Raw genomic sequence first — 22,772 nt, forward strand, 5'->3', positions numbered from 1 at the left:
GGTGCACTCCGTACTATTCGACGTGGAGCGGCAGGGACTCCAGCCCATACACGATCGGGCTGCTCACTGGCTGGAACTGGTCATCGCGCAGTTCGATGGTGTCGTAGCGGTCGAACAGTGTCGAGAGCGCGACACCGGCCTCAAGTCGTGCGAGGGGTGCACCTAAGCAGTAATGCACACCAGTCCCGAACGCTATATGTCGATTGGGAGATCGCTCAGGCAGGAATTCGTCTGGATTGTCGAACACGCTCTCGTCGCGGTTGGCGGACCCAATCCACGCCGTAACGCGCTCATCCGCAGCGATCTCGACACCGTCGATTTCGGTGTCCTCAGTTGCGACGCGAGACATCGCTTGGACGGGTGAACGGAATCGGAGCGCCTCTTCGATCGCCTGTTTGCGGTCGACAGCCCCCGACGCAACGGCATGGAGAATGTCCTGTTCGGCAAAGCTCCAGATAGCGTTCGTGATGAGGTTCGTCGTCGTGATGTTTCCCGCAATGAGTAGCAAAATACAGAATCCGAGCTGCTCGGTCGGTGAGAGTGCCTCGGCGTTCGCGGCAAGTGTGACGAGATCGTCTCGGTCGCTGCCCCGGCGTTCCGTCAAAGCGTTTCGGAAGAACGACGACATTTCCGCTATTGATTGCGTCCGGTGCTGTTCGTTTTTCCGAAGGGTTTCTTCAGTTTGCTCTCGCGGGGCAGCAACCAGTGCGTCGGACCACTGCTTGAACTCATCACGACGCTCGGCGGGGATATCGAGCAGTTCCGCGATGACGATGACCGGAAGCGGAAACGAATACGCCGAGACGATGTCGAACGTCTCCCCTTCGATGTCGTCAAGCAACGATTCGGCAACGGTTTCGATGTACGGACGACGGTCGCGGATAGCGTCCGGCTGAAAACGGTCGTCGACAAACTGCCGCAGTCGCTCGTGTTCTGGCGGATCGACGCTGATCATCGACGCCGAAAGTGGACTGGAATCGTCCGCCCCCGAATCGTCGTCGGGTGGTGTATCCGAGGAAAACGTTTCATAATCTGAGAGCACGGTCCGCACGGCATCGTACTTGAAGACGTCCCACGCACGTCGTTCTTCGTCGTAGGAGACCGGACGCTCATCGCGCATTTTCTGATACCAATCGAAGGGATCGAGGCGTCCCTCTCGGTCCTGCAATGGCGCAGGCTGACGGGCGAACACGCCGGACGTGCTGGGTTCGTTGCTCATCGAATTTAAAGACGCTCTATCGAGTAATAAGCGTTGAGAACATACAGTTATTCCATCAATAATATATTATGACGATACTTCGAGACTATTGAAAACGATCGACACTCAATGACTGGACGTCAAGCCCGGACCCCCTGTCGGACGGTCTCGGAATCAGGTTTGATCACTATCAAATACTTTTGCTAAGCTGTCTCCAATGGCTTTCATTCCTTTGTCTCCCGGATGAAGAAGATCAGCTGTCAATCCGGAGAGAGGCATCAGTTCGGTTCCGTCAATGAGTGAGAGGGTATCATGGGGGGATGCAGCAACGATAGAGCGTAGTGCGTCTCGGTACGCGTTGGCGTGTTCAGAATCACCCGATTCAGTCACATCGTCGAAGTACGGAAATAGTGTAACACAGATGATTTGTTTTTCGGGATGCGCCTCGGCAATCGTATTGACGAACGTATCGGCGCGCTCGTCGAACTCGTCAGGTGAAAATCCGCCCGTATTCGCCATATTCACGGAGAGCGCGAGCGTCGCCACGTCCCAATCGTCTCGGGTTGCGATGTACTCCGCCATCGAAGACTCGCAGTAGGCCGACCCGGAACACCCGAAATTCAGTGCGTCATACCCACAGTTCCGGGCAACGTGTGAGACATAGTTCATATGGGTCGCTGACGACGCCGCTCCCTCCGTGATCGACGTTCCGTACGCGAGATATCGTTTGTCGGGTAGTTCGGTAGCAGCGGGAGGGCGACAGCTGCCGGAAATGTCGTGAACGGCGACTGCGTGGAATCGCTCGAACAGTATTCGACAGACGTGGGGATCGAACCGTCCTGTCTCAGTTGTGGTGAGTTCTGTGAGACGATCCGGGATGGTTAGTTCGAGTGTCTTGGGTTCTGGACCGATCGCAGTCGGTTCCCACGGCTGGAACGAACCCCAGAACGTTCGAACCCGCGTTCGTTCGACCGCCGAGAGCGTGATCTCGATCGTGTCTTTCTCGGAGCGCGGAACGAACCTGATCTCACTCCCGGTCGGATGCCGAACGCGCTCGCAGGCGACCTCGTTCAGGCGTTCTCCCACCGTGGCGGGTACCCGACACAATCGATCGGCGTCGTTCGCCCACTCTGCAGGTACCGTTTCCGCGACGTTGTGCAGCGAAACTGAGGGGTATTTCGCTATGTCCATGTAGTTCCGCTCCGGCGTTCAGGGAAACCCGTGGACTTCCTATCGCCTCGTTCGCCCGGCCGTTTTAGTTTGTCTCTCGCCAACAGCATGAACTGAAGACGCGCAGTCATCGTCTGCCATCCAGCGGAGTTACCCATCATATTGGAGTTCACCCTCGTGAATCCACCAGAACTGTGGCCACTTGACGCGCCAATTGGTGCTCTCTTTTTTCGGAATCGTCCATTCGTCGTTTGTCACCCACGACTGTTCGTATTTTGAGACGAGTCCGAGGAACGGGAGTTCGATGTGGTTGTGCCACGCAGCTCGTTGGACGAACGGGCGTGACTTGTCATCACTGGGTTGCTGTGCGATTTTCTCGGTCTCCTCTAAGGGAGTGATCGTCATCTCGCCTCCGTCTCGTCCGGGAATCGTCTGTTCGGATTTGGCTTTCTCCCGGTAGTTGTGCCCGCCACCGATCTCCGATTCCCACAGCTGGTAGTACAGTGGGAAATATGGGAACGTCGACCGTGAGCCCCCCGGCAGCCAGTAGAGACTCCCCATCGTGAAGTTGCTGTCCGAGTAGCGACTGAACCAGTCGTTCGTTGGCAGCGTGCTGATCGAGAAGTCAAAGCCGAAGTTGTTCAGTTGATCGATAACCGTGCTGGTCATCGTCGTCCAGTCCGACCACCCCGCCGGCGAGTAGTACTCTCCGCTGATGGCGTTTCCATCCGAGTCTGTCCACGTGCCGTTCTGCTTGGAGTAGCCGGCGTCTTGGAGTAGTTTGGTGGCTTTCTCGGTTTGACTTGACTTGGGCCCGTACGTCTCGAAATCGCTCATCCAGTCACCGAGCCAGTACTCCTGATCTTTGGGCGCGATCCCACAGGGAATCTGATTGACGAATTTCGAGCGCGGCCCGGCGTTGTCGACGATCTGCTGTCGATTGATGACGTGGGCGACCGCTTGCCGAACTGCACGTTTACCGAAATGCGGATCGTCATGGTTGAACACGACGCCGTACCCCCACTTCGCAGGAATGTTGACCTCTACCACGTGATCGGGAAACTTTTTTCGATCTCTGGCGGCACGAACGCACTCGTCGCTGCATCGATCTCCCTGCCAGAGATCAGTGCCTGGTGCTGAGCGGTAGCGCCCCCTTCGTTGTCGATGAGATACGTGTTGAAATTCACATTATCAGACTTATAGAAGTGCTTATTACGCTCGAATTCGAACGCCTGACGATCTTTGTTAACGAACGAGAATGGCCCACTGGCGACAGGATCCTCCCACGCCCACTGGAGGAACTCCGATTCGGACGCGTCGAGCCATCGTTCGTGAGTTTGGGCCTTCACATCGACGAAAAAGTTCGTGAGCTCGAACTTGATGATTCGGGGGTTCGTTGATCCCGAGAGACGTAGTCGGGCAGTCTTGTCATCGACGATTTTGTAGTTGTCGAGATAGCCCCACAGAGAACTACTGGCCTTCTTCGCCAACTGGAGTTGGACATCGAGATCCTCGGTCGTCCATTCGTCGCCGTCGTCCCACGTCAGATCGTCACGGAACGTCACTGTGGTTTCCTGATCGGAAATCTTGAGATCGCTGAGTGCACCATAGAGGAACTTGTCGTCGTTGAACGAGTATTTCAAGAACGGTGCGAATACACAGCGGCCAGCCGGCCAACAGTAGTTCTGCGTGGCGTAGGAATTGAAGTGGAGATCCACCGGGTTTCCGTTGTATGCGTTGATGAGGGCAGCGTCGCTGGTTCCACCTCTTCCATCGCTGTCACCACTCAAATTGCCCGTACAACCAGCAAGCACAGCCATACCGGATGCCCCAGTGGCCACCAGCAGCTTCCGCCGACTGATCGTGTTGCTGGTATCGCTACGACTGTTTTGTGATAACATGTCGTCCACGAACATACGATCGATAATAAATATTGCGAATATTGCAAAAGATGACGACAAAATGGCGGTGTTCTGATCAGCAGTGATACGAACAGTTACACAATACATCGTCACAGAGTAGTCGGCAAATACGTCCCTGTTCCCGCTATGCTGATCAGTCCGCTGTCGAGTGGTTTTTGAGTATATTCTCCAGTCCAGAGCTGTAATCCCTCCGCTTGCAGGTGGTTAAAATCAGATACGACACTTCATTTTTCCTCGTTCGTTTTCATGAAGATGAACGGCTTTATTCCACAGGCTGTTGTAAGTTCTTCGTTTCTTATGGTTTCAAATCTAGGTCTCTTTCGACTGAAGATCGTACAGACGAGTACTATCGAGTTCGATACCGTCGGCGTTTGTCGTTATTATAATGTACTCGATGGTAAACGAGTCGGTGACAACGGTGTCCTCCTCACGAGCGTCTCAGTCCGCCTTCGTCGGTGTCCATTACACTCGTACTATCGTAATCTGTGTCATCTTCTCTGGGTGAACCAAACAGAACGATAACCACCGTAAGTGATGTCGTCGGTCAGGAACAATGCTCCTCTGCAATCCGTTCGAGTGTCTCGTACTCTCCGTGTGAGTACGCGTCTGTAACAGCAACTGTACCGAGATCGATAGGACCCTTCGAGACAGCTTCCTCGTTGATCGGCCCGTTTGCCCCTCGTCTGAGTGTACCAGCAACACCGCTACCCATCCGAAGGCTCGTCCAGGCAGCGTTCACCAGCACGTCGGCACGCTGAGCAGCGATGTCTCCCTGTACGACGGTGAATTCCACACCGATAGTTGAGCAGACACTGTAAAAGCACCATCGATGAAATGATCTTGGTGATGAAGTTCGACACCAGTGATGTAGCCAGTTGTAAGAATCATGCTTGAAGAAAGTGAATAAATAACATATTGAGTTCTTGTAGCATATAACTCCTTCATCAGCCCAACACTACCCGTAAGGAACTAAGAATACTGGATTTGGGTTGTAGTAAATTGACACAAATAAAACAATTCGACAGAGACAAGGGATCGTCGCTCTGACTCGGATTGTACGAAGATGACTACGAGAGATTGTCAAAGCACGAATCAAAACGTCCGCGGCGTGTTCATGAGAACAGGCAACGACCGAGCTATTTCCTATCGACGGCAGAACGCGTTTCAGATCGGACGATGAGCGAATACGACGAAGACACACACGGCGTCACGGGTACTCCGAAACAGGGATTGCTCACGGCTACCGTCGGGTTTTTCGCTGGTTTGACAACCATCGTTTTCTACGGCGCTGCAGGTCCCATATTCGAGGAACAGTTGGCGCTGACTGGTATTTTTCACGGACTGTTGTTAGCGTCCCCCCACCTCAGCAAGGCCGTTCTCAGGATCCCGTTCGGTGCATGGGTGGACGAAGTTGGTGGCCGAAAACCGATGCTCATCCTGTTAGCGTCAACTGTCGTCGGGATCGCTGGGCTGGTCGTGACGCTGTTTCTGACGTATCCCGAGAACTTCGATATGGGTCTGTACCCGTTGTTGGTCTTGTTCGGGCTTTTGGCGGGCGCTGGTGGTGCCACGTTCTCCGTCGGAATTTCTCAAACCTCCTATTGGTATCCGAGCGATAAGCAGGGGTTCGCAATGGGAGCGTTCGCCGGTATCGGGAATATCGGTCCGGGTATGGTGACGTATGCTCTGCCCGTGTTGATCGGTATCGGCGGGCTGACGCTGGCGTATTCGACGTGGCTCGGGTTCGTGGTCGTCGTCACCGTCGCGTACGGACTCCTTGCCGTCAACCCTTACTACTTCCAGCTACTTGACAACGGAGCTGACGAAACGGACGCTCAGGAAACCGCGAGCAAACTCGGGCAAGACATTTTCCCCTCTGGTAACGCGTGGGACTCGCTGCGAGAGTCAGCTACAATCCGCCGAACGTGGGTTTTGGTGTTCCTGTACACTGTCTCGTTCGGTGGAGGATTCACGTCACTGTCTGCTTGGTTCCCAACGTACTGGGATCTATTTCATGGGTTTGATCTCTCGACAGCGGGCTTGTTGACAGGCATTTTCATCGTCTACGGATCACTCATCAGGGTCCCTGGCGGCAGCATCAGCGATCGATTCGGTGGTGAAAACGTCGCGATCGTGAGTTTCATCGTTATGGCAGCCGGTGCGGGAATCATGACGATTGCGACGGGGGTCTGGCTCGCTCTCACCGGAATGATGGTCCTCGGAACCGGAATGGGAATCGCAAACGCGGCTGTGTTCGAGTTGGTACCGAAGTTCGTTCCGGAAGCCGTCGGCGGTGCGTCCGGGTGGATTAGTGGCATCGGCGGGGGTGGGACCCTGGTCATCCTCCCGGTGCTGGGCTACTACGTGGATTTCCTCGGTCACATTGGTTACGCACGAGGGTTTTCCCTCTTCGTGGTGTTGAGCGTGATCTGTGCCGGCGTCGCGTTGACACTGAAAATTTACGATCCGGGCGTCTCAGAGCCGGTCGAGGACACGCCGGTTCACTGAGACAGTTCTCTTAAGTATTTGTCGGGATGTGAGTTCTGACAAACGTGTTTTTTACGTCTCCGGTTCCCGGCGCACGGTCAAGACAGGGTTTTCAGCGTGACGAACAACGTTCTCAGTCACGCTTCCGAGCAGTGCTCGTCTGACGCCGGTCCGACCGTGTGTTCCCATCACGATCAGATCGATGTCATGCTCGGTCGCGTAGGCAAGGATGTCGTCGTGGGGATTCCCACGCCGGACAGCGGTTCGAGCGTCGATTCCCCGGTCCGCTGCCTGATCAGCGACCACAGTAGTGGTCTCGTGGCCGGTCTTTTCGAGCGCGTTTAACAGATTGTCGAGACCAGGAACCCCCTCACCGGTACCGGAAACCGCTGCCGGTTGATTGACGATGTACAGGACGTGGAGCACCGCATTGTGGATATCAGCGAGATTTATCGCCGTTTCCACTGCTGGTCTGACTGCTGCGCTGCCGTCCGTCGGAATGAGGATTCGATCGAACATGGGTTCATCGCTCTCGTTTCGTGGTAACAGGTGTCGAGGTATAACGTTGATCAATCGGCCCCCTTTGGTGCCGATTCTCCAATATCAGGTGACACGTTCCGTCCGTTGATATTGCCGGGCGCACGCTTACCCGTTCGGTCAAATAACGTTCTGTACGATGGTTTGGGAGTTCCAATGTCCGGTCGATGGGTGTGAGTTTTCGAAGCAGGCGAACAGAGAATCGACAGTCATCGAGAGCGCTCAGGATCACACACGAAACACGCACGGTTCCACACCGACTCGCGAGGAGATTGAACAGTACGTCATCGGCCCGGGATGATGGTCGGATCGTAGATCCTTGTGTCGGCCGGTTTATGAAACCCGAGCGAATTAGTGAATAGGGACCAACTATCACAGTCGATGGCACACGAGATGTGGACGGAAGAACGGCCACCAGAGGATTTCTACCGAATCCTTGATCCGAATGGGGAATTGCAGACAGATCCTCCCGAACTGGACGAAGAGGAGCTACTGAAACTGTATCGGACGTTCATCGCGACGCGGATACTTGAAGAGAAGATGTTGAATATGCAACGCAGCGGGGAGGTCAGCCTCGTCGCGCGGACACTCGGAGAAGAGGCCACGCCACTCGGGTGTGCCGCGGCCCTGCAACCCGACGACTGGATATTTTACACGTATCGGCAAACACCGGCACTACTCTACTGGAAACTGCCCATGGTAGAGGTGATCGCCAGCGCCACCGGACGTGAACCCGAAACGATCGCTGAGCAGGTAGACACCGAAGACACTCCCGTGAATTTTTCCCCGGATTACACGCCGATCGGGACGAACGTCGTCAACGGAGTTGGTGCAGCTATGACAGACGCGTTCAACGACCGAGACACCGTTACGATGGTGTTTACCGGTGATGGATCAACTAGCCAAGGCGCGTTTCACGACGGGATGAACTTCGCCGGTGTTTTCGATGTTCCGGCAGTTATCGTCTGTCAAAACAACCAGTGGGCGATCTCCGAACCCGCACACCGTCAGACCGGTAGCGAGACGTTCGCTCAGAAAGCCGACGCGTATGGACTGCCCAGCGCCCGCGTAGATGGGAACGACGTGTTCGCCGTCTATGAGACGGCGCGTACGGCAGTCGAACGCGCTCGATCGGGTAACGGGGCGACGTTCATCGAGTGTGTAACGTACCGGATGGGGGCGCACAACACGTCGGACAATCCGAACCGGTATCGGGACGACAGCGAGCAACGGGCGTACTGGGAGGATCGGGATCCGGTCGATCGATACGAAACGTATCTCCGGGACCAAGGGATTCTCGAAGACGATACCGAAGCGGAGTTGCGGGATGGGATCAACGATCAGGTTGACGATGCCGTTGAGCGAGTCCGTTCGATCTCGACTTCGGAACCGGAGCGGATGTTTGACACCATCCTCCACGGCGAATCGTGGCGCGAACGCCACCAGCGAGCGGAACTGCACCGAGAACTGAACGACATGAATCCGTTTGTCGATTTCACCGGGGAGGGGTTCGATGAGTAACGATCTCGATACGGAGTTGGACACCGACGAGACGGCGATCGATCCTCAGGAGACCGAAACTATCAATCTCATCACAGCGGTCAATCGGACGCTCCATCAGGAGATGGACCGCGATGAAAGCATCCGGCTGCTCGGCTACGACATCGGTCCGCTGGGTGGGGTCTATCGGGGAACGGAAGGATTGTTAGCGGAGTTCGGTGACAAACGGGTCATCGACACGCCGCTTTCGGAAAACGGTATTATCGGCACTGCTGTGGGCATGGCAATGCGAGGCGAGCGGCCAGTTCCCGAGATCCAGTTCATGGGCTTTTTCTACCCCGCCTTCGGCCAGTTCATGTACGCAGTTGTCAAAATGTATAAGCGAACTGGCGGCGCGCTGGAGCTGCCGATGACGATACGCATTCCGTACGGTGGAGGGGTCAAGGCGCTCGAATACCATCAGGAATCGACTGAGACGTACTTCATCCACACACCCGGCGTTCGAGTCATCTGTGCGAGCACACCCGCACAGACGAAGGGGTTGCTGGCGGCGAGTATCCGTACCGTTGATCCCGTGATCTTTCTCGAACCGAAAAAAATCTATCGCGGGGTAGACGAACCAGTGCCGACGGCGGCGTACACCCTTCCGTTGAACAAAGCGCGCATCGTTCAGACGGGAAGCGACGTGACGGTGCTCACGTGGGGTGCGATGGTGCAACAGGCACAAGCCGCGGCGACCGATGTGGATGCCGATGTCGAAATCGTTGATCTGCGGTCGCTCTCCCCGTTGGACATCGAAACGATTCTCGATTCGGTGTCGAAGACGGGACGGTGTGTCGTTTTTCATGAAGCCCGGCGCACACTCGGCCTCGGAGCGGAACTGTCCGCGCTGATAAACGAGTACGCGCTTGATCGCCTCAAAGCCCCGATCAAGCGCGCAACGGGATACGACGTGCATTTCCCTGGGCACGACATTGAGGACGATTATCTCCCAGACGACGATCGCGTCAGATACGCTATTGAGGCGGTGATGAGCTATGAATTTTGATCGAATCACGGAGGGACACACACAATGACAGCGTTCGAATTCCGTCTTCCGGATCCAGGTGAAGGACTGACAGAGGCCGAAATCACGGAATGGCACGTTCAAGTGGGTGATGAAATCGAAGAGGACGACGTTCTCTGTGAAATCGAGACCGACAAAGCCGTTTCGGACGTTCCGTCACCGTGTCCCGGCACGATCGAAGATCGCTCGGTGAGTGAAGGCGATGTTGTCGATGTCGGTACGGTCATCGTGACGATCGAAACGGAAAATCCACCTCGACAACAAGTGAGTGGTGAGACTGAACCGGAGACAGAGGAACCGGAAGACGGTGCGGAGGAATCGGAAGAAGCGGAGGTAGAGCAGGCAGTACAGGACGTTCAAGAAGAACGTGTCGAGGCGGCGTCGGCTCCCGAGGCCGAGACCGACGTGACGAAAGGACGTGTGTTCGCTGCCCCGCGGACGCGGCGGTACGCGCGAGAAGAGAACGTCAACCTGTCGGATGTTGATGGATCAGGACCGGATGGAAGAGTTCTCCAAGAAGACATCGACGCGTATCTACAGGAGACCGAACCGGAGCGTGTCGAGCGGGCGCATCCGAGCGTTGCTATCGAGTCGGAGCCAGTTGAGGAAGACGAGTCGCGCTCGACGCGTCGTGAACTCTCCGGACTCCGTGGGACCATCGCAGAGAACATGACGCGGTCGAAGACGATCATTCCGCATCTCACGTCGGGTTTCGAAGCCGATGCGAGTGAACTCGTTGCGCTCAAAGAACGGCTTGACGGGAAACACGATGTCCACATCACGTACACCCCGTTGCTCGTCAAAGCGGTCGTACCGGCCCTCAAACAGTTCCCGATCGTTAACGCCAGCATCGACGATACGACGGACGAAATCGTCGAGAAGCATTACTACAACATCGGCGTCGCCACGCACACCGACGATGGACTCATCGTCCCCGTTATCACGGATGTCGATACCAAGTCCGTCGTCGAAATCGCCGAGGAACTACAGACGCTTGCCGAGCAGGCGCGTGATCGGTCGATTGACATGAGTGCGCTTCAGGGCGGAACGTTCACTGTCACCAACCTCGCCACGTACGGCGAACACCGGACAGCCGGAACCCCCATCATCAACCACCCGGAGGCAGCCATTCTCGGGATCGGTCGCATTCGACGAAAGCCGGTGGCGACCGATGAGAGTACGGTTGAGGTTCGGCAACGACTCGGACTCGACTTGTCCTACGATCACCGGCTTATCGACGGCGCTGTTGCGAACCAGTTCATGGAGTTTCTGATCACCGGGATCGAAGATCCGGATCTACTGCTATCACGGATATGATCGGACGTACGCTGGTTTCTGACACGGTAGTTCTGGGAACGCAGCGACTCAGAGCCGGGATGAATCGCACTGACAGCGCTATCTACAGTAGTAGATACCGCTGTGGGGCATCGAACTTTGAGTGCTTGGAACACCGTTGCAAGCAACGACGGGCCAATCGTTGCTGTCCCACCGAATCCGATCGACCATCAGTATGCGACCCTCCCGGCTCTCGGTCGCCTCGACGTGGTACACCATCCACCAGTCACCGTCGTCGTCCTGAATCGCTGTATTGTGACCCGGTCCGATGAACTGGTTGGTTCCTGATAAGACTGCTACGCCGCTGTGATGTTCGTTTAACTCGCGGAGATCCGTCCCGTTCTGGTTGTAATACGGGCCGAAAAACGATTCAGACCGTCCGACTTCGACTCCGTATGTGCTGTCGTATCCCTGACAGCAGTGTCCCGTCGAGTAGAACAGATAGTAATAGCCGTTTTCCGCAAGGATCATGCCACCTTCGCGCCGATCGCCCGCCAGCTGGAACGTCGTTCCCGGCACGTACTCTCGACCGTCTTCGGTCAACTCGACACCGTAAATACCGTACCAACTGCCCCATATCAGGTAGGGAGTTCCGTCGATGACGTTGAAATCCGCGTCGATGCAGTTGGTTGGGCCAAGATCATTCTCTCGAAACACCGGTCCCTGATCGGTAAACGGGCCATCCGGCGTGTCCGATGTTGCGAGTCCGATACCAGGATTGTTGGTGCTTCCCCATTCCGAGTAGGAGTAGTAAATACGATACTCGCCGTCGTAATAGGAGATGTCCGGTGCCCACACGCCTGCGTCGTCGTTTCGCCAGTCAGGTTGACTCTGCAAGGCTGCACCGATGTACGTCCAGTTCACCAAGTCTGATGATCTGGCGATCGGAATCACGTCTTCTGACGTTTCGGTACCGTACACGTAGTAGGTTCCGTCGGCAGTACGTACGACGGTCGCGTCACCAAATCCGAACGGTCCCGTCGGATTGTGATAGTGGTTCGGATTCGGATCCCCGGCCGCCAACCCACTCGTCCGTATCCCAGCAGCGCCAAGCGCACTCCCACCGATTGTTTGCAATACACTTCGTCTACTTACCGTATTACACCCTCTCCATTCCGCCATAGATACGTACAACACATTATTAGTTATAAAAATTTCGTTTTGAATTATATTTGCTTTGGTTTGTATATCACGAGCGAGCGCCGTGTCGATACCATCGCCCGGACGTCACCAGGGACGTCCGTCGTCGGTAGGTTGAACCGTCTCAACGAAATTGAGCGTCCACCGTTGGTTCGTGTCGGCTGTCCACGGCCACTGGATGACATCGTCTCCGTCTGCGGTTGAACTCTCGTTCACGTCGACGACATCGCCGCTGTTGATGTTCCTGATGCGGTGGGTGCCATCACCGTTGTCGATGATCTCCCACTTCTGCGAGCCACCGGTCCACCACGCGAACTGCTGGAGGCTCTCGCCGTCCGTTGTCGATCCGTCTGGAACGTCGAGCGCTCGGTTGCTGTTTTGGTTGATAATGCGATACTCGTCGCCACCGATGTATTCAATCCACCATCGCTGGCAGGAACACCCATTCGAGGACCACTGTCTGACGTTGTCGCCGTCCGCAGTTCCGGCGTCTGCCACCTCCAGAAGTTTGCCACTGTTGACGTTCTCTATCTCGTATATGCCATCAGCAATGTCTCCCGAGTCGGTGGTGTTCGGTCGAACGGACTGGAGGCTCGGGGTCTTGTCGCCACCGATGATCGGCCAGCCGTCGGTCCACTCAACCCGATCGATGAAGAGTTGTCGAGCCGGAACGCCATCAACGAACTCCTGATCGTCACGGTCGTAGGCGTGGTAGACGAACCAATCTGTACCGTTATCGTCGGTCGTGATGTCGCCGTGAGCCGGCGCCGGGAATCGACCGTTAGCAGTAAGTTGCGCGATACCGGCATTGTGGCTGTTGTAGTTCATGAGATCCGTCCCAGACGGATCAGTGTACGGTCCAAAGAAGTCCGTCGATCGACCGACTTCGACCTCGTAGGTACTGCTGTAGCCATCACAGCAGGTCCCTGTGGAGACGAACATGTACCAATAGTCACCGCGTTTGAAAACGGTTGTGCCTTCGTAGGCGTCGCCTGCGACCTGCTGAATCGTTCCCGCCTGCCAATCCTGAAGATCGGACGTGAGTTCCATCACGTAGATTCCCTGAAAGCTCCCCCAAAACAGATACGGCGTTCCTTCGTGTTCGACGAAATAGCCGTCGATGGTCCCTCCGCCCGCGTGATCGTTGTCACCGATGATCTGCCCGTGATCTGTGAACGGCCCGTCGGGCGTGTCCGATGTTGCGAGACCGATCCCGAACTCGCCGCTCTCCCACGGACGGGGCGAAAGTGAATAGAACATCACCCACTCGCCGTTGTAGTAGTGAATGTCCGGTGCCCAGATAGAACCGTACGTCCATCCTGGACGCGTATCGAACGCTTCAGTGACGTAGCGCCACTCGTGTAGATTGTCCGATTTGAGTATCGGTATCAGACGTTCTTGAGGGTCGTTACCCCCATCGTTTCGGTTCATATTCGTCCCGTACGCCCACCATGTTCCGTTACCGTCCCGATGGATCGTCGGATCTGGGAAGTGAGGCCCGTACAGTTCGTTGTGATAATGCGTCGAGTCGTCAGTGGTTGCGGTAACCGAGCTCCTTGTACTGATGGCACTACCGACCCCAAGCGCCCCGCCACCGATGGCCTTCAGTACGGTCCGCCTGTTCACCGCCAAATCATTACAATATTCTCTCACATGTTATTTTGAAGATTGTGTTGATAAATATGTTATGGAGGGTGAAAATAAGGGGGCGAGGGCTGAGTATCGAGACACGTTGTCGCGTGCTCGTGCCGAACAGAACGTTGGTCATTCCAGCGATGCTAAAAGCACAGTGTGTGCATCGCTTACAGCCGTACTGTTGTAATTCCAGAAAATAGAAATCCCTGAGTCGTGCCTGATCCGGTGTTAGAGTCCCAACCTCCGCCCTTTCGGTGATTTCAACAGTGTGAAGACGAGGCACCGGTGCCATCCACGGTACCGTCTGTGATTCTCCGCAGTCATGCAGTGAAGACGATTCGGGGTTCGGTACGCGGGAATCCCTCGACTATTCCCGCTGCCGCGACCGACAAGCAGGGCCGTATGGAGAAGGAATTTCACCACAAGAAATTTATTTGTTATATAATGTGTGGATAGTCGGACATCTATATCCGTGAACAACGACGCGTGAACACTGCAGTGGGAACGTCGGTTCCGCAAACACCCAGGCTTATACTGCTACGCATAATACACGTGAGCAGACCATGAAGAAGGTCCTCGCTAGCATTGGTATCGGTAACGCCACCGTAGACACTGTTCTTCCCAGAGACACCGTTCGACCCGGAGAAACGGTCGAAGCGGACGTACACATCACTGGTGGAAACGCAGAACAGGATGTCGGGACGATTCGTTTCGAACTGGAAACCCGTTACCGGACTGATGAGGGGTATCGAACGGTAGACATCGATCGGTTCACGCTCGCTGAAAGCCTCACGATCCGACCGGACCAGGAGGAAACCCGGTCGGTCTCAATCGACGTCCCGTATTCGACCCCGGTTACACTCGGTGGTGTCGACGTGTGGATCGAAACGGAACTCGACATCGATTTCGCTGTCGATCCGGAAGACAGGGATCATCTCGATGTCCGACCGACCCCTCGGCTCCAAACTGTCTTTGATGTGATAGATGATCTCGGATTTTCGCTCCACACGGCGGACTGTGAAGCTGATCCGTACGGACACTACACTGATCACCGGTTTGTTCAGGAATTCGAGTTTCGAGCTACTGCTGGTCGGTTCCGCGACAGGCTCGACGAACTCGAGATCATCGCTCAGCCCGGTCCACAGAAACTCGAACTGTTCGTTGAAATCGACCGTCGCGCCGGTCTGCTGAGTGAAATGGCTGACATCGATGAGCAAACCGAGCGAATGACGGTTCGTTCAACCGACGCTGCGGCGATCCGCGCCGATATCACTGCACTCATCGAGAAACACGCCTGAATTCCGGCACACGGCGGCGTTCGAAGGTTCAGGTCCTACTAGTTACGGTGTCTCTCGCTCTCTGCAACCTCACTCACTTTCCCGTGCGCTGGAGATATCTGTCGGTTTGTGCCTCATATATTTTGGATGATGTTTTATACGTCACAGAGTTGTTGTTATGCATGGATGGCTGCTGTGCGTGTGAATCTCTTTTCGGATTGGTTTCGAACTGCTGTAGGATAGCGGGGTGGGATATCGGGATCGGTAACGCTCTGATCGGTTTCTAGCACAGAGTGTAGATCACCAGAGATGGTCTGTCGCGCTCGATGGGACCGTGAGCCCCTAAAAGAGGGAGGTGATGACAGCCGCTTCAGCTTTTTGAACGTGTTCGGCTGCGGTTCCCGGAGCGCAACCCATTTCCTGAGCGATGTCCTTCACAGTTCCCGTCCGTGGAACGTCGTAGTAGCCGACATCAATACCGAGTCGTAATGCCTCACGCTGTCGATCCGTGAGAATGGAGACGGGGGCCACTCGGTTCCGATTGTAGTCACCGACTTGCTCGATGATGACTTGTATACTGGCGGGCACTGCGTCCAACGCCGCGTCTAAATCTTCAGAGGTACCGATAACCGTATATCGAACGCTCCCGTCGTCTCGATACTCGATCGGCGGGATCATGACTACGCTCGGACGAGAAAACGCTGCGATGAGCTGTTGTTCCGTTTCCCTCGTCTGCACTCGAATATACACGTAAAAGCTCTCGGCGTCAATCGGTGTGATATCGTGCTCAATGACATGCGGTATACGTTTGAGATGGGACTGATAGACTGAGCGATCCCCTTCGATGTAGGCCACGAACGTCTGAACCGCGCTGTCAGTTATGTTACCGTGCAGTAGTTTGTATTCTGAGATACGATCTGTTTCTCGCATTAATTTATGCGTGGGTTCAATCGTCGTATCCGAGTGGCGGAGCGTTAGACGAAGATAGCGCACGTGTGATCTCACTGTTGTATTTAAGAACTCATAAATGTCCCTAGTGAGAAGCGCAGTATCTCTTTGCATTCTCCGTACAAATCTTCACGTGACTGTGCTTAGAACTGATCGATCCATCGCGCAGGTACGACATCCGACGGTGATCGAACCTCGAAACGAGAGAGCAACGTGAGTCGATGACGAGCACACTACCCAAAGACCGGCCCCCTGGTCCACGAAGGATGCCATTGATCGGAAACGCCGGTCAAGCAGGTCGAGGATTGTTGGCGTTCCTGACTGAGAACGCACAGACGTACGGTGATGTCGTCTACTTCGAGATTGTCAATGAACCGTTTTATCAACTCACACATCCCGATGACATCGAATCCGTACTCATAGAGCGCAACCAGCAGTTCAGCAAAGGTCGCCTGAATCGGGAGCTACTCGCCCCGGTTCTCGGCACTGGATTGTTCACCAGCGAGGGCGAGACGTGGCGGACTCGACGACATCTCATCCAGCCGTTGTTCCATCCCGACCAGATTGCGATGTACGGGGATATCATGACTGAGTGTACCGAGCGACTGCTGGATGAGTGGATGGATGAAAAGCGAATCAACGTCCACGACGCGATGAAAGAACTCACCCTCGAAATCGTCGCCCGGTCGCTTCTGGGAGTGGACTTGCAGCAAGATATCGAGACTATTGGACGAAACCTCGACATCGTTCTCGAATACATCGATAGTACCTCGAATCTCCTTCTGCCGTCATGGGCACCGACGCCCGGAAATCGACGGTACAGACGAGCAGTCACCGAGTTAGAATCCATCGTTGAACGGATCATCGACGAACGACGTCCCGAAGCAGGCGGTGACGATGTTGTGTCGAGGTTGGTCGCAGCCGAGGACGAACACGGTGAACCGATGAGCACTCGGCAACTTCGAGACGAGGTCATGACGTTCCTTATCGCCGGCCACGAAACGACTGCCGTCACCCTGACGTACACGCTGTACCTGTTAGCCACACACCCTCTCATCGAACAGCGCCTTGTTGAGGAGTTAACAACCGTTCTCGATGGTGAACCGCCATCGGTGGGCGAGGGAAACGAGCTTTCATTCACCAATCAGGTGATAACGGAGTCGATGCGACTGTTTCCCCCGGCAAACCGCATCCACCGCGAACCGGTGGCAGACGCCGTTATCAGCGGTCACCGGATCCCCGAAGGTGCGACAATCGTGCTTCCCCAATGGGTTGTCCATCGGGATTCGCGATGGTATCCCGATCCGCTCGCGTTTCACCCCGAGCGGTGGTCGGAGGAGTTCCGAGCGGCGCTTCCACGACTCGCGTATTTCCCGTTCGGGACGGGACCGCGACGGTGTATTGGTGACCGGTTCGCTCGCCTAGAGGCGACGCTCGTCCTCGCAACGATCCTACAGCGGTACCACCTGGAACTTCCCCCAGAGATGTCACTCGAAGTGGAAGCAGCGGTCACCACACGACCGAAACAGTCACTTTGGATGAACGTCTGGGAGCGGGACGGGTACTCCTCTGACGCCGTACGCAGGTCCAAAACAGGATAGTCACTAAGTGGCTACATGGATAATGTGGATTATTATCCATATCAATCCATCAGCTTACACAATCGGCAACGAAGTAATACGGCTACCGTTCGAAAACCCAGTATGGGACTGGAGACAGACGTACTGATCATCGGCGGCGGGGCAACCGGGACCGGTGTTGCCCGTGATCTCGCAATGCGCGGACTCGACACGATTCTCGTCGAAGAGGGAGCGCTTTCGAGTGGCACCACAGGTCGATCGCACAGTCTGCTTCACAGTGGGGCGCGATACGTGCCTGATGATCCTGCCAGTGCTGAGGCATGTGTTCAGGAAAACCAAATCCTAACGGAGATAGCCGGACATTGCGTTGACAACACCGGTGGATTGTTCGTCCAGCTCACGGGCGACAGTGAGGAGTATTTCGAGAGGAAAGTTCAGGCGTGCCACGATCACGGCATCGAGACCGAGGTGTTGTCGGGAGAGGCAGCCCGGAAAACGGTCCCAGCGCTCTCATCGGATGTCGAGCGCGCTATCCGGGTTCCTGATGGTGTGATCTATCCCTCGCGACTCACGGCGGCCACCGCTGTGAGTGCTCGCGAGCACGGGGCAAAAATCACTACCCAAGCACCACTCACCGATCTTCACGTCGCGAATGACCGAGTCACGGGCGGAACGATCAGTCTTGAAAATGGCACGACGGAGACGATCGACGCTGCTCACGTCGTCAATGCGACCGGTGCATGGGCCGGGGCAGTTGCCAAGTTAGCCGATCTTGACGTCGGTATGCGCCCGAGCAGGGGTGTGATGGTCGTGGTGGAATTCGACGGACTCGATACCGTCTTGAACCGCTGTCGCTCCCCAGCAGACGGTGACATTATTGTTCCACACGACGAACGAGTGATTCTCGGTACGACCAGTGAGAAAGTTACCGATCCGGACGATTATCCAAAGGAAGACTGGGAAGTCGACCGCGTGCTCGAAGAGTGTACAGCCATGCTTCCGGAGATCAACGCGGATCAGATACTGCGAACCTACTGGGGGGTCAGACCACTCTACGGCCAACCGACAGAAACGGACGACGAACGCGACATCTCACGAGGGTTCACGCTGCTCGATCACGCAGAACGAGACGACACTGCCGGGTTCACTAGCATCGTTGGTGGGAAGCTCACGACCCACCGACGGATGGCTGAGGCCGTCAGTGACCACGTCTGCGATCGACTTGGCGTCACTGCCGAGTGTCACACGGCCACAGAGCCATTACCTGGGAGCGATGATCCGTCCGTGCTCGATAGATTTGTCGAGGAGTTTGGGGGTTCGGTTCCCTCCGACGCGGACGTTGTCGACATCTGAGTTGCGTGTCGCTGGCGTTCATATTCCCGACAAACCGGACACCGAAGGCGTCGATCGTGATTTTGGTGTCTCCGTTGTGATATCTTAGTAGGATTTGGGGGCTCGCCGGTGCGATCTTACCGGTCGGGATCGGCTCCGTTTTTCTGTGGCTCGATGCCTCGGTTTTCGATCAGACGAACAGCGATGTCCCCCGGATGTATCCGTTCTAACGCCAGTTCGATAAACGCTTGGTCGATCTCGTATCGTTTGTCGTTCCGTACATTATAGTTGTGTTTGAGCTGTCCTTTGGCATCATGCATTAGATCTTCGTATCCATACACCTCCGATTGCTGTAAGAACATCGCGAACTGCTCCCGCTCCCAAGACAGCGGACGGCTGTCTGCGATCGTCTCGGACTCGTCTCGTGAGTCATTCTGTTCTACATCCACGGTTTGAGACGTGTCCATCGGACCGTCCGGTGATACGGAGGCATCCTTAGATTTATTCGATCGACCTTTCGGTGCTTTTGGCTGGTGTCCTGCGCTCGTCTCACCGTCTTCGTCTACGAATTCATCGAAGTCACTCATCGAGAACACCCTCGCGCTCAACAATGCGAGCTAGTTCGTCTAAGTGCTGAAGCGTTAGTTGATCGTTGTTGCTTGTCGAACGTTTCGTTTTGATGTACCTCCCGAATGGCATCTGCTTTTCTTCTAATGCGTTTTCGAGATTCGAGTTTTTTCGTAATCCTGGCTTTGGAACCTCAATATCACCCCTATCGATCGCCTCCCATTCCTCTGCTGGAATTCGTGCGAATGAGGGGAGATATTTTGAAAACTTGTCTGACCGGTTCAGACTCTCAAGGAGTCGTCGATCGGCTTTATCGTGTTTGATATACTCACTTATCATGTTCGGAACGATTGCGAGTATTTGGAAGTTGAGTTCGTCTGGCATCTCATTGATCACGCGTTTGTACGTTCGTTTGAACCCCGATCGATTCATGTCTCCCGGAGGGATGGGTATGATTGTCCTCGCAGCTGCCCCGTATGCAGCCCTAGCAATGTGGCTCCACTCACCGCCGCCATCCATGATGATGTAGTCGTAAGTGCCCTCTTCGAGCAGTGGCTGGATGAAGTTCTTCTTGAGAAGTGTAATACTGTTATCGCTAAGCTCGCTTTCGAGGGTGCTGAGCTTGACTGAGGCAGGAACGAAATCCCACTCCCAGTCTGTGGGATAGATATACTCTTCAAATCCTCCGTATTCGTGAATAACGATGTTCGTGAGATCATGCGTCGGATCTCCGAAAACGTCTGCGTATCCAAGGCTCTCAGTTATATGGCCGTTCGGATCAAGGTCCATGAAGAGGACGTCGTGCTCCCGGACGGATAATCGATCTACGATATTGAGTGCCAGCAGCGATTTCCCGACGCCTCCTTTTAGCATGTTTACGCTGACTGCCTGACCAGTGATCGGTTCAATCTCTCCTTTGACTTCGTACGGTTTTGATGTCATAATTGAAATTGTTGATAACTGTGTTATCTCTTCATAGTGGACAATTCTGAACGATTTGGCCCATATGATGACGTATTATGGAGTTCAAAGATAAAGCTTTGTCAGACATAAGTCAGAGAAGTGAACATAGTTGGCTGACCAAGCGTATAATAATAGCTCCACCCTGTTAGCGACGTTAGCAAACTCTGCTTAGATAGCTAAGTGGACTTAGTTGGCTAACTTAGCAAAGTGTTCACTGCGGCAGTCGGTGAACACCACTCCGTCACAGGTTTGGCGTGGTACCTCAAGCGATCAACACGGATCTAAGTCTGTTAACAGCAGACCGACACCAAACTATGCAGAGTTAGCTGACTCAGTAAACTTAGCTCACAAATGTATGTTCGGTACCGTACCGGACTGACCATAGTGAATTCGGAGTCTCACGCGTCGAAGGTGCTCAGCAAGCGCTTCGTGCGATCCGATAGAAGCTTTCGTCTTCTATAAACTTAGTTAGCTAAGCTAGCTTAGCTAAGTTAGCAATCTAAGTAAACTCCGGCTAGTTGGCTATTCTTGCTAACAGAGCTAAGCAAACCATGTATGTTGAGATAGTGGGCCATGCTTAGTTAGCTCATTTGGCTTATTTTTGGTTCAAACTCTATCGTTTTCGGCAACGGCAAACAGCTCATCGCTCAATACGAAGTCGTACAGTAGGGTTTCGACAATTGAGATCTCATTCCAGTTTTTTCCAACCACATACCGAGTGTTGTTTACAACATACTCAACTATTGTCCGGAATATTAATATAGGAAGGAAAAATACAACATTAATATGCGACACACATCGTATGTTAGTCCGACCCGACGAGACGTTCTCAAGCGCATTGGAGCAATTGGCGGGGCTGGTCTCAGTGGAGTGACGCTAGCGAGCGGCACCGCTGTGGCGAAGCCGACCGTCGACTGGGAGCCAGCCGATTCGAGCAACTTTACCGGCGGAAACAGAGGGGCAGACGACATCAACTGGATCATCGTCCACGTGGTTCAGGGTTTAGCCAGTAGCGCGGTTAACTGGTTCCAGAACCCTGACGCAAACGTCAGTGCTCACTACACTGTCGCCAAGAATGGTCATCGCTATCAAAGCGTTAGCGATATGAACATAGCATGGCACGCGGGGAATTGGGATTACAACCAGCAGTCGATCGGCATTGAACACGGAGGGTATGTCAGTGAGAGCTTCACAGCCGATCAGTATCAAAGTTCTGCTGCACTGACCAGTTGGCTCTGTGAGCAGTACAACGTTCCGAAGCAACATCCAGCGGATCCAGCCACTGCTGGTGTTATCGGTCATGCACAAGTGCCCGGTAGTACCCATACTGATCCCGGGGCCAATTGGAACTGGGGACACTACATGGATCTCGTTAGGTCTAGGTAACGATACGATCTTGCGGGCAGATACGCGTATGATAAAAAATTGGACTGGACGCAAGCGTGTGAGAATGGAACTCAAGTGTTCATGACTAGTAATCTTACCCGACGGTCGGTGCTGAAAGCACTGGGCAGTACGAGTATTCTTATGGCTGGTAGCGTATCGTTTTCGTCTCGTCCCGCTGCTGCGTACACCATTGATAGCGATCTCAGGCGACCCGCTGATGTCACCGGAAGGCAGCTCAATGCGGCGGTTGGCGCGATGTCACCGGGAAGTCCGTTGGTCGGTCTCGGAGACCCGTGGGTCGACGTCCAGGCCACCCGGAATATCAATGCGGTGTATATGGCTGCCCATGCAGCACTCGAATCAGCGTGGGGACGGAGCGATATTGCACAAGAGAAAAACAACATCTACGGATTTGACGCACGAGACATCTGTCCAGCTGAGTGCGCTGATGAGTACGACTCGTTCGAACAGTGTGTCCGGGAGGTGATGGAATACATCGATCGAGAGTATCTCACACCAGGAGGGACCTACTACGAAGGAGCCACGTTGCGCGGCATGAATGTCCACTACGCGACTGATCCACAGTGGGCAGAAAAGATCGCTGGCATCATGGACGATCTCGAAACCAACCTTCCGGACGGATAGTCCGTTCATCTCTGGTTCCGGTACATCGTCAGTGTCGTCTACAGTGCGCGTCGTACCATCCTCTTGTAGTGGTGCCTGTGGGCA

18 protein-coding genes and 2 pseudogenes are annotated in these 22,772 nt (G+C 54.7%); 10 read left to right on the forward strand and 10 right to left on the reverse strand.

All coding sequences use genetic code 11. The annotated features are described in order from the left end of the window. Positions 1–13: 13 nt before the first annotated feature. The 4 genes and pseudogenes from EIK79_RS06795 to EIK79_RS06810 form a co-directional block, all read right to left on the reverse strand. A complete protein-coding gene (locus tag EIK79_RS06795) occupies positions 14–1,219 on the reverse strand; it encodes a cytochrome P450 (protein ID WP_124954372.1) in 1,206 nt (401 codons plus the stop codon). A gap of 153 nt (positions 1,220–1,372) precedes the next feature. Continuing rightward, complete coding sequence (locus tag EIK79_RS06800) at positions 1,373–2,389, reverse strand: SGNH/GDSL hydrolase family protein (RefSeq protein ID WP_124954373.1); 1,017 nt, start codon at positions 2,387–2,389, stop codon at positions 1,373–1,375. A 129-nt stretch (positions 2,390–2,518) separates the two neighbouring features. Beyond that, a pseudogene (locus tag EIK79_RS19240) lies at positions 2,519–4,188 on the reverse strand (ABC transporter substrate-binding protein). Between the two features lie 700 nt (positions 4,189–4,888). Continuing rightward, positions 4,889–5,083 (reverse strand): annotated as a pseudogene (locus tag EIK79_RS06810) (macro domain-containing protein); the annotation flags it as partial. 383 nt (positions 5,084–5,466) lie between these two features. Here EIK79_RS06810 and EIK79_RS06815 point away from each other — a divergent pair. Continuing rightward, positions 5,467–6,798 (forward strand): MFS transporter, encoded by a 1,332-nt coding sequence (locus EIK79_RS06815; protein WP_124954374.1) that lies wholly within the window; start codon positions 5,467–5,469, stop codon positions 6,796–6,798. A 51-nt stretch (positions 6,799–6,849) separates the two neighbouring features. Here the strand turns inward: EIK79_RS06815 and EIK79_RS06820 are convergent, their stop codons facing one another. Further along, positions 6,850–7,296, reverse strand: coding sequence for a universal stress protein (locus EIK79_RS06820; protein ID WP_124954375.1), 447 nt, complete (start codon positions 7,294–7,296; stop codon positions 6,850–6,852). A 157-nt stretch (positions 7,297–7,453) separates the two neighbouring features. Here EIK79_RS06820 and EIK79_RS06825 point away from each other — a divergent pair, with 157 nt between their 5' ends. The 4 genes from EIK79_RS06825 (at position 7,454) to EIK79_RS06840 (ending at position 11,197) form a co-directional block, all read left to right on the forward strand. Further along, on the forward strand, positions 7,454–7,615 hold the full coding sequence (locus EIK79_RS06825; protein ID WP_124954376.1) for a DUF1059 domain-containing protein: 162 nt from the start codon (positions 7,454–7,456) through the stop codon (positions 7,613–7,615). An 80-nt stretch (positions 7,616–7,695) separates the two neighbouring features. After that, entirely contained in the window at positions 7,696–8,835 is a 1,140-nt protein-coding gene (locus tag EIK79_RS06830; protein WP_233737998.1) for a thiamine pyrophosphate-dependent dehydrogenase E1 component subunit alpha, read from the forward strand. Beyond that, positions 8,828–9,862: an alpha-ketoacid dehydrogenase subunit beta gene (locus EIK79_RS06835; protein ID WP_124954377.1), complete on the forward strand. Its 1,035-nt coding sequence runs from the start codon at positions 8,828–8,830 to the stop codon at positions 9,860–9,862. The genes EIK79_RS06830 and EIK79_RS06835 overlap by 8 nt, the downstream gene beginning before the upstream one ends. Before the next feature lie 24 nt (positions 9,863–9,886). After that, positions 9,887–11,197 carry a dihydrolipoamide acetyltransferase family protein gene (locus EIK79_RS06840; RefSeq protein ID WP_124954378.1) on the forward strand — a complete coding sequence of 437 codons (1,311 nt, stop codon included), beginning with the start codon at positions 9,887–9,889 and terminating at the stop codon, positions 11,195–11,197. A gap of 78 nt (positions 11,198–11,275) precedes the next feature. On the opposite strand, the gene EIK79_RS06845 is transcribed toward EIK79_RS06840, so the two are convergent. Then, positions 11,276–12,337 carry a family 43 glycosylhydrolase gene (locus EIK79_RS06845; protein WP_124954379.1) on the reverse strand — a complete coding sequence of 354 codons (1,062 nt, stop codon included), beginning with the start codon at positions 12,335–12,337 and terminating at the stop codon, positions 11,276–11,278. A 105-nt stretch (positions 12,338–12,442) separates the two neighbouring features. Next, positions 12,443–14,008, reverse strand: a complete 1,566-nt coding sequence (locus tag EIK79_RS06850; protein WP_221621702.1) for a family 43 glycosylhydrolase — start codon at positions 14,006–14,008, stop codon at positions 12,443–12,445. Positions 14,009–14,553: 545 nt separating this feature from the next. Here EIK79_RS06850 and EIK79_RS06855 point away from each other — a divergent pair. After that, entirely contained in the window at positions 14,554–15,288 is a 735-nt protein-coding gene (locus EIK79_RS06855; RefSeq protein ID WP_124954380.1) for a sporulation protein, read from the forward strand. Positions 15,289–15,609: 321 nt separating this feature from the next. On the opposite strand, the gene EIK79_RS06860 is transcribed toward EIK79_RS06855, so the two are convergent. Continuing rightward, positions 15,610–16,329: a helix-turn-helix domain-containing protein gene (locus EIK79_RS06860; protein ID WP_124954381.1), complete on the reverse strand. Its 720-nt coding sequence runs from the start codon at positions 16,327–16,329 to the stop codon at positions 15,610–15,612. Between the two features lie 107 nt (positions 16,330–16,436). Here EIK79_RS06860 and EIK79_RS06865 point away from each other — a divergent pair, with 107 nt between their 5' ends. Both EIK79_RS06865 and EIK79_RS06870 read left to right on the forward strand, forming a co-directional pair. Next, entirely contained in the window at positions 16,437–17,816 is a 1,380-nt protein-coding gene (locus EIK79_RS06865) for a cytochrome P450 (protein ID WP_124954382.1), read from the forward strand. A 102-nt stretch (positions 17,817–17,918) separates the two neighbouring features. Continuing rightward, on the forward strand, positions 17,919–19,148 hold the full coding sequence (locus EIK79_RS06870) for an FAD-dependent oxidoreductase (RefSeq protein WP_124954383.1): 1,230 nt from the start codon (positions 17,919–17,921) through the stop codon (positions 19,146–19,148). 116 nt (positions 19,149–19,264) lie between these two features. On the opposite strand, the gene EIK79_RS06875 is transcribed toward EIK79_RS06870, so the two are convergent. Together EIK79_RS06875 and EIK79_RS06880 are read right to left on the reverse strand one after the other, a co-directional pair. After that, a complete protein-coding gene (locus tag EIK79_RS06875; protein ID WP_124954384.1) occupies positions 19,265–19,714 on the reverse strand; it encodes a hypothetical protein in 450 nt (149 codons plus the stop codon). Further along, entirely contained in the window at positions 19,707–20,636 is a 930-nt protein-coding gene (locus tag EIK79_RS06880) for a ParA family protein (RefSeq protein ID WP_124954385.1), read from the reverse strand. Before EIK79_RS06880 ends, EIK79_RS06875 begins: the two co-directional genes overlap by 8 nt. 807 nt (positions 20,637–21,443) lie before the next feature. On the opposite strand from EIK79_RS06880, the gene EIK79_RS06885 reads away from it, so the two are divergent. Together EIK79_RS06885 and EIK79_RS06890 are read left to right on the forward strand one after the other, a co-directional pair. Further along, positions 21,444–22,043: an N-acetylmuramoyl-L-alanine amidase gene (locus tag EIK79_RS06885; RefSeq protein WP_124954386.1), complete on the forward strand. Its 600-nt coding sequence runs from the start codon at positions 21,444–21,446 to the stop codon at positions 22,041–22,043. Between the two features lie 141 nt (positions 22,044–22,184). Beyond that, positions 22,185–22,688, forward strand: a complete 504-nt coding sequence (locus EIK79_RS06890; RefSeq protein WP_185715539.1) for an N-acetylglucosaminidase — start codon at positions 22,185–22,187, stop codon at positions 22,686–22,688. The last annotated feature ends 84 nt before the right edge of the window (positions 22,689–22,772 follow it).

The sequence above is a fragment of the Halocatena pleomorpha genome (assembly GCF_003862495.1).
Lineage (GTDB): Archaea > Halobacteriota > Halobacteria > Halobacteriales > Haloarculaceae > Halocatena > Halocatena pleomorpha.

Bases quoted from the DNA above. Each gene is read 5' to 3' on its own strand.
- EIK79_RS06795 (WP_124954372.1), bottom strand. From the start codon at position 1,219: ATGAGCAACGAACCCAGCACGTCCGGCGTGTTCGCCCGTCAGCCTGCG.
- EIK79_RS06800 (WP_124954373.1), bottom strand. From the start codon at position 2,389: ATGGACATAGCGAAATACCCCTCAGTTTCGCTGCACAACGTCGCGGAA.
- EIK79_RS06815 (WP_124954374.1), top strand. From the start codon at position 5,467: ATGAGCGAATACGACGAAGACACACACGGCGTCACGGGTACTCCGAAA.
- EIK79_RS06820 (WP_124954375.1), bottom strand. From the start codon at position 7,296: ATGTTCGATCGAATCCTCATTCCGACGGACGGCAGCGCAGCAGTCAGA.
- EIK79_RS06825 (WP_124954376.1), top strand. From the start codon at position 7,454: ATGGTTTGGGAGTTCCAATGTCCGGTCGATGGGTGTGAGTTTTCGAAG.
- EIK79_RS06830 (WP_233737998.1), top strand. From the start codon at position 7,696: ATGGCACACGAGATGTGGACGGAAGAACGGCCACCAGAGGATTTCTAC.
- EIK79_RS06835 (WP_124954377.1), top strand. From the start codon at position 8,828: ATGAGTAACGATCTCGATACGGAGTTGGACACCGACGAGACGGCGATC.
- EIK79_RS06840 (WP_124954378.1), top strand. From the start codon at position 9,887: ATGACAGCGTTCGAATTCCGTCTTCCGGATCCAGGTGAAGGACTGACA.
- EIK79_RS06845 (WP_124954379.1), bottom strand. From the start codon at position 12,337: ATGGCGGAATGGAGAGGGTGTAATACGGTAAGTAGACGAAGTGTATTG.
- EIK79_RS06855 (WP_124954380.1), top strand. From the start codon at position 14,554: ATGAAGAAGGTCCTCGCTAGCATTGGTATCGGTAACGCCACCGTAGAC.
- EIK79_RS06860 (WP_124954381.1), bottom strand. From the start codon at position 16,329: ATGCAAAGAGATACTGCGCTTCTCACTAGGGACATTTATGAGTTCTTA.
- EIK79_RS06865 (WP_124954382.1), top strand. From the start codon at position 16,437: ATGACGAGCACACTACCCAAAGACCGGCCCCCTGGTCCACGAAGGATG.
- EIK79_RS06870 (WP_124954383.1), top strand. From the start codon at position 17,919: ATGGGACTGGAGACAGACGTACTGATCATCGGCGGCGGGGCAACCGGG.
- EIK79_RS06875 (WP_124954384.1), bottom strand. From the start codon at position 19,714: ATGAGTGACTTCGATGAATTCGTAGACGAAGACGGTGAGACGAGCGCA.
- EIK79_RS06880 (WP_124954385.1), bottom strand. From the start codon at position 20,636: ATGACATCAAAACCGTACGAAGTCAAAGGAGAGATTGAACCGATCACT.
- EIK79_RS06885 (WP_124954386.1), top strand. From the start codon at position 21,444: ATGCGACACACATCGTATGTTAGTCCGACCCGACGAGACGTTCTCAAG.
- EIK79_RS06890 (WP_185715539.1), top strand. From the start codon at position 22,185: ATGGCTGGTAGCGTATCGTTTTCGTCTCGTCCCGCTGCTGCGTACACC.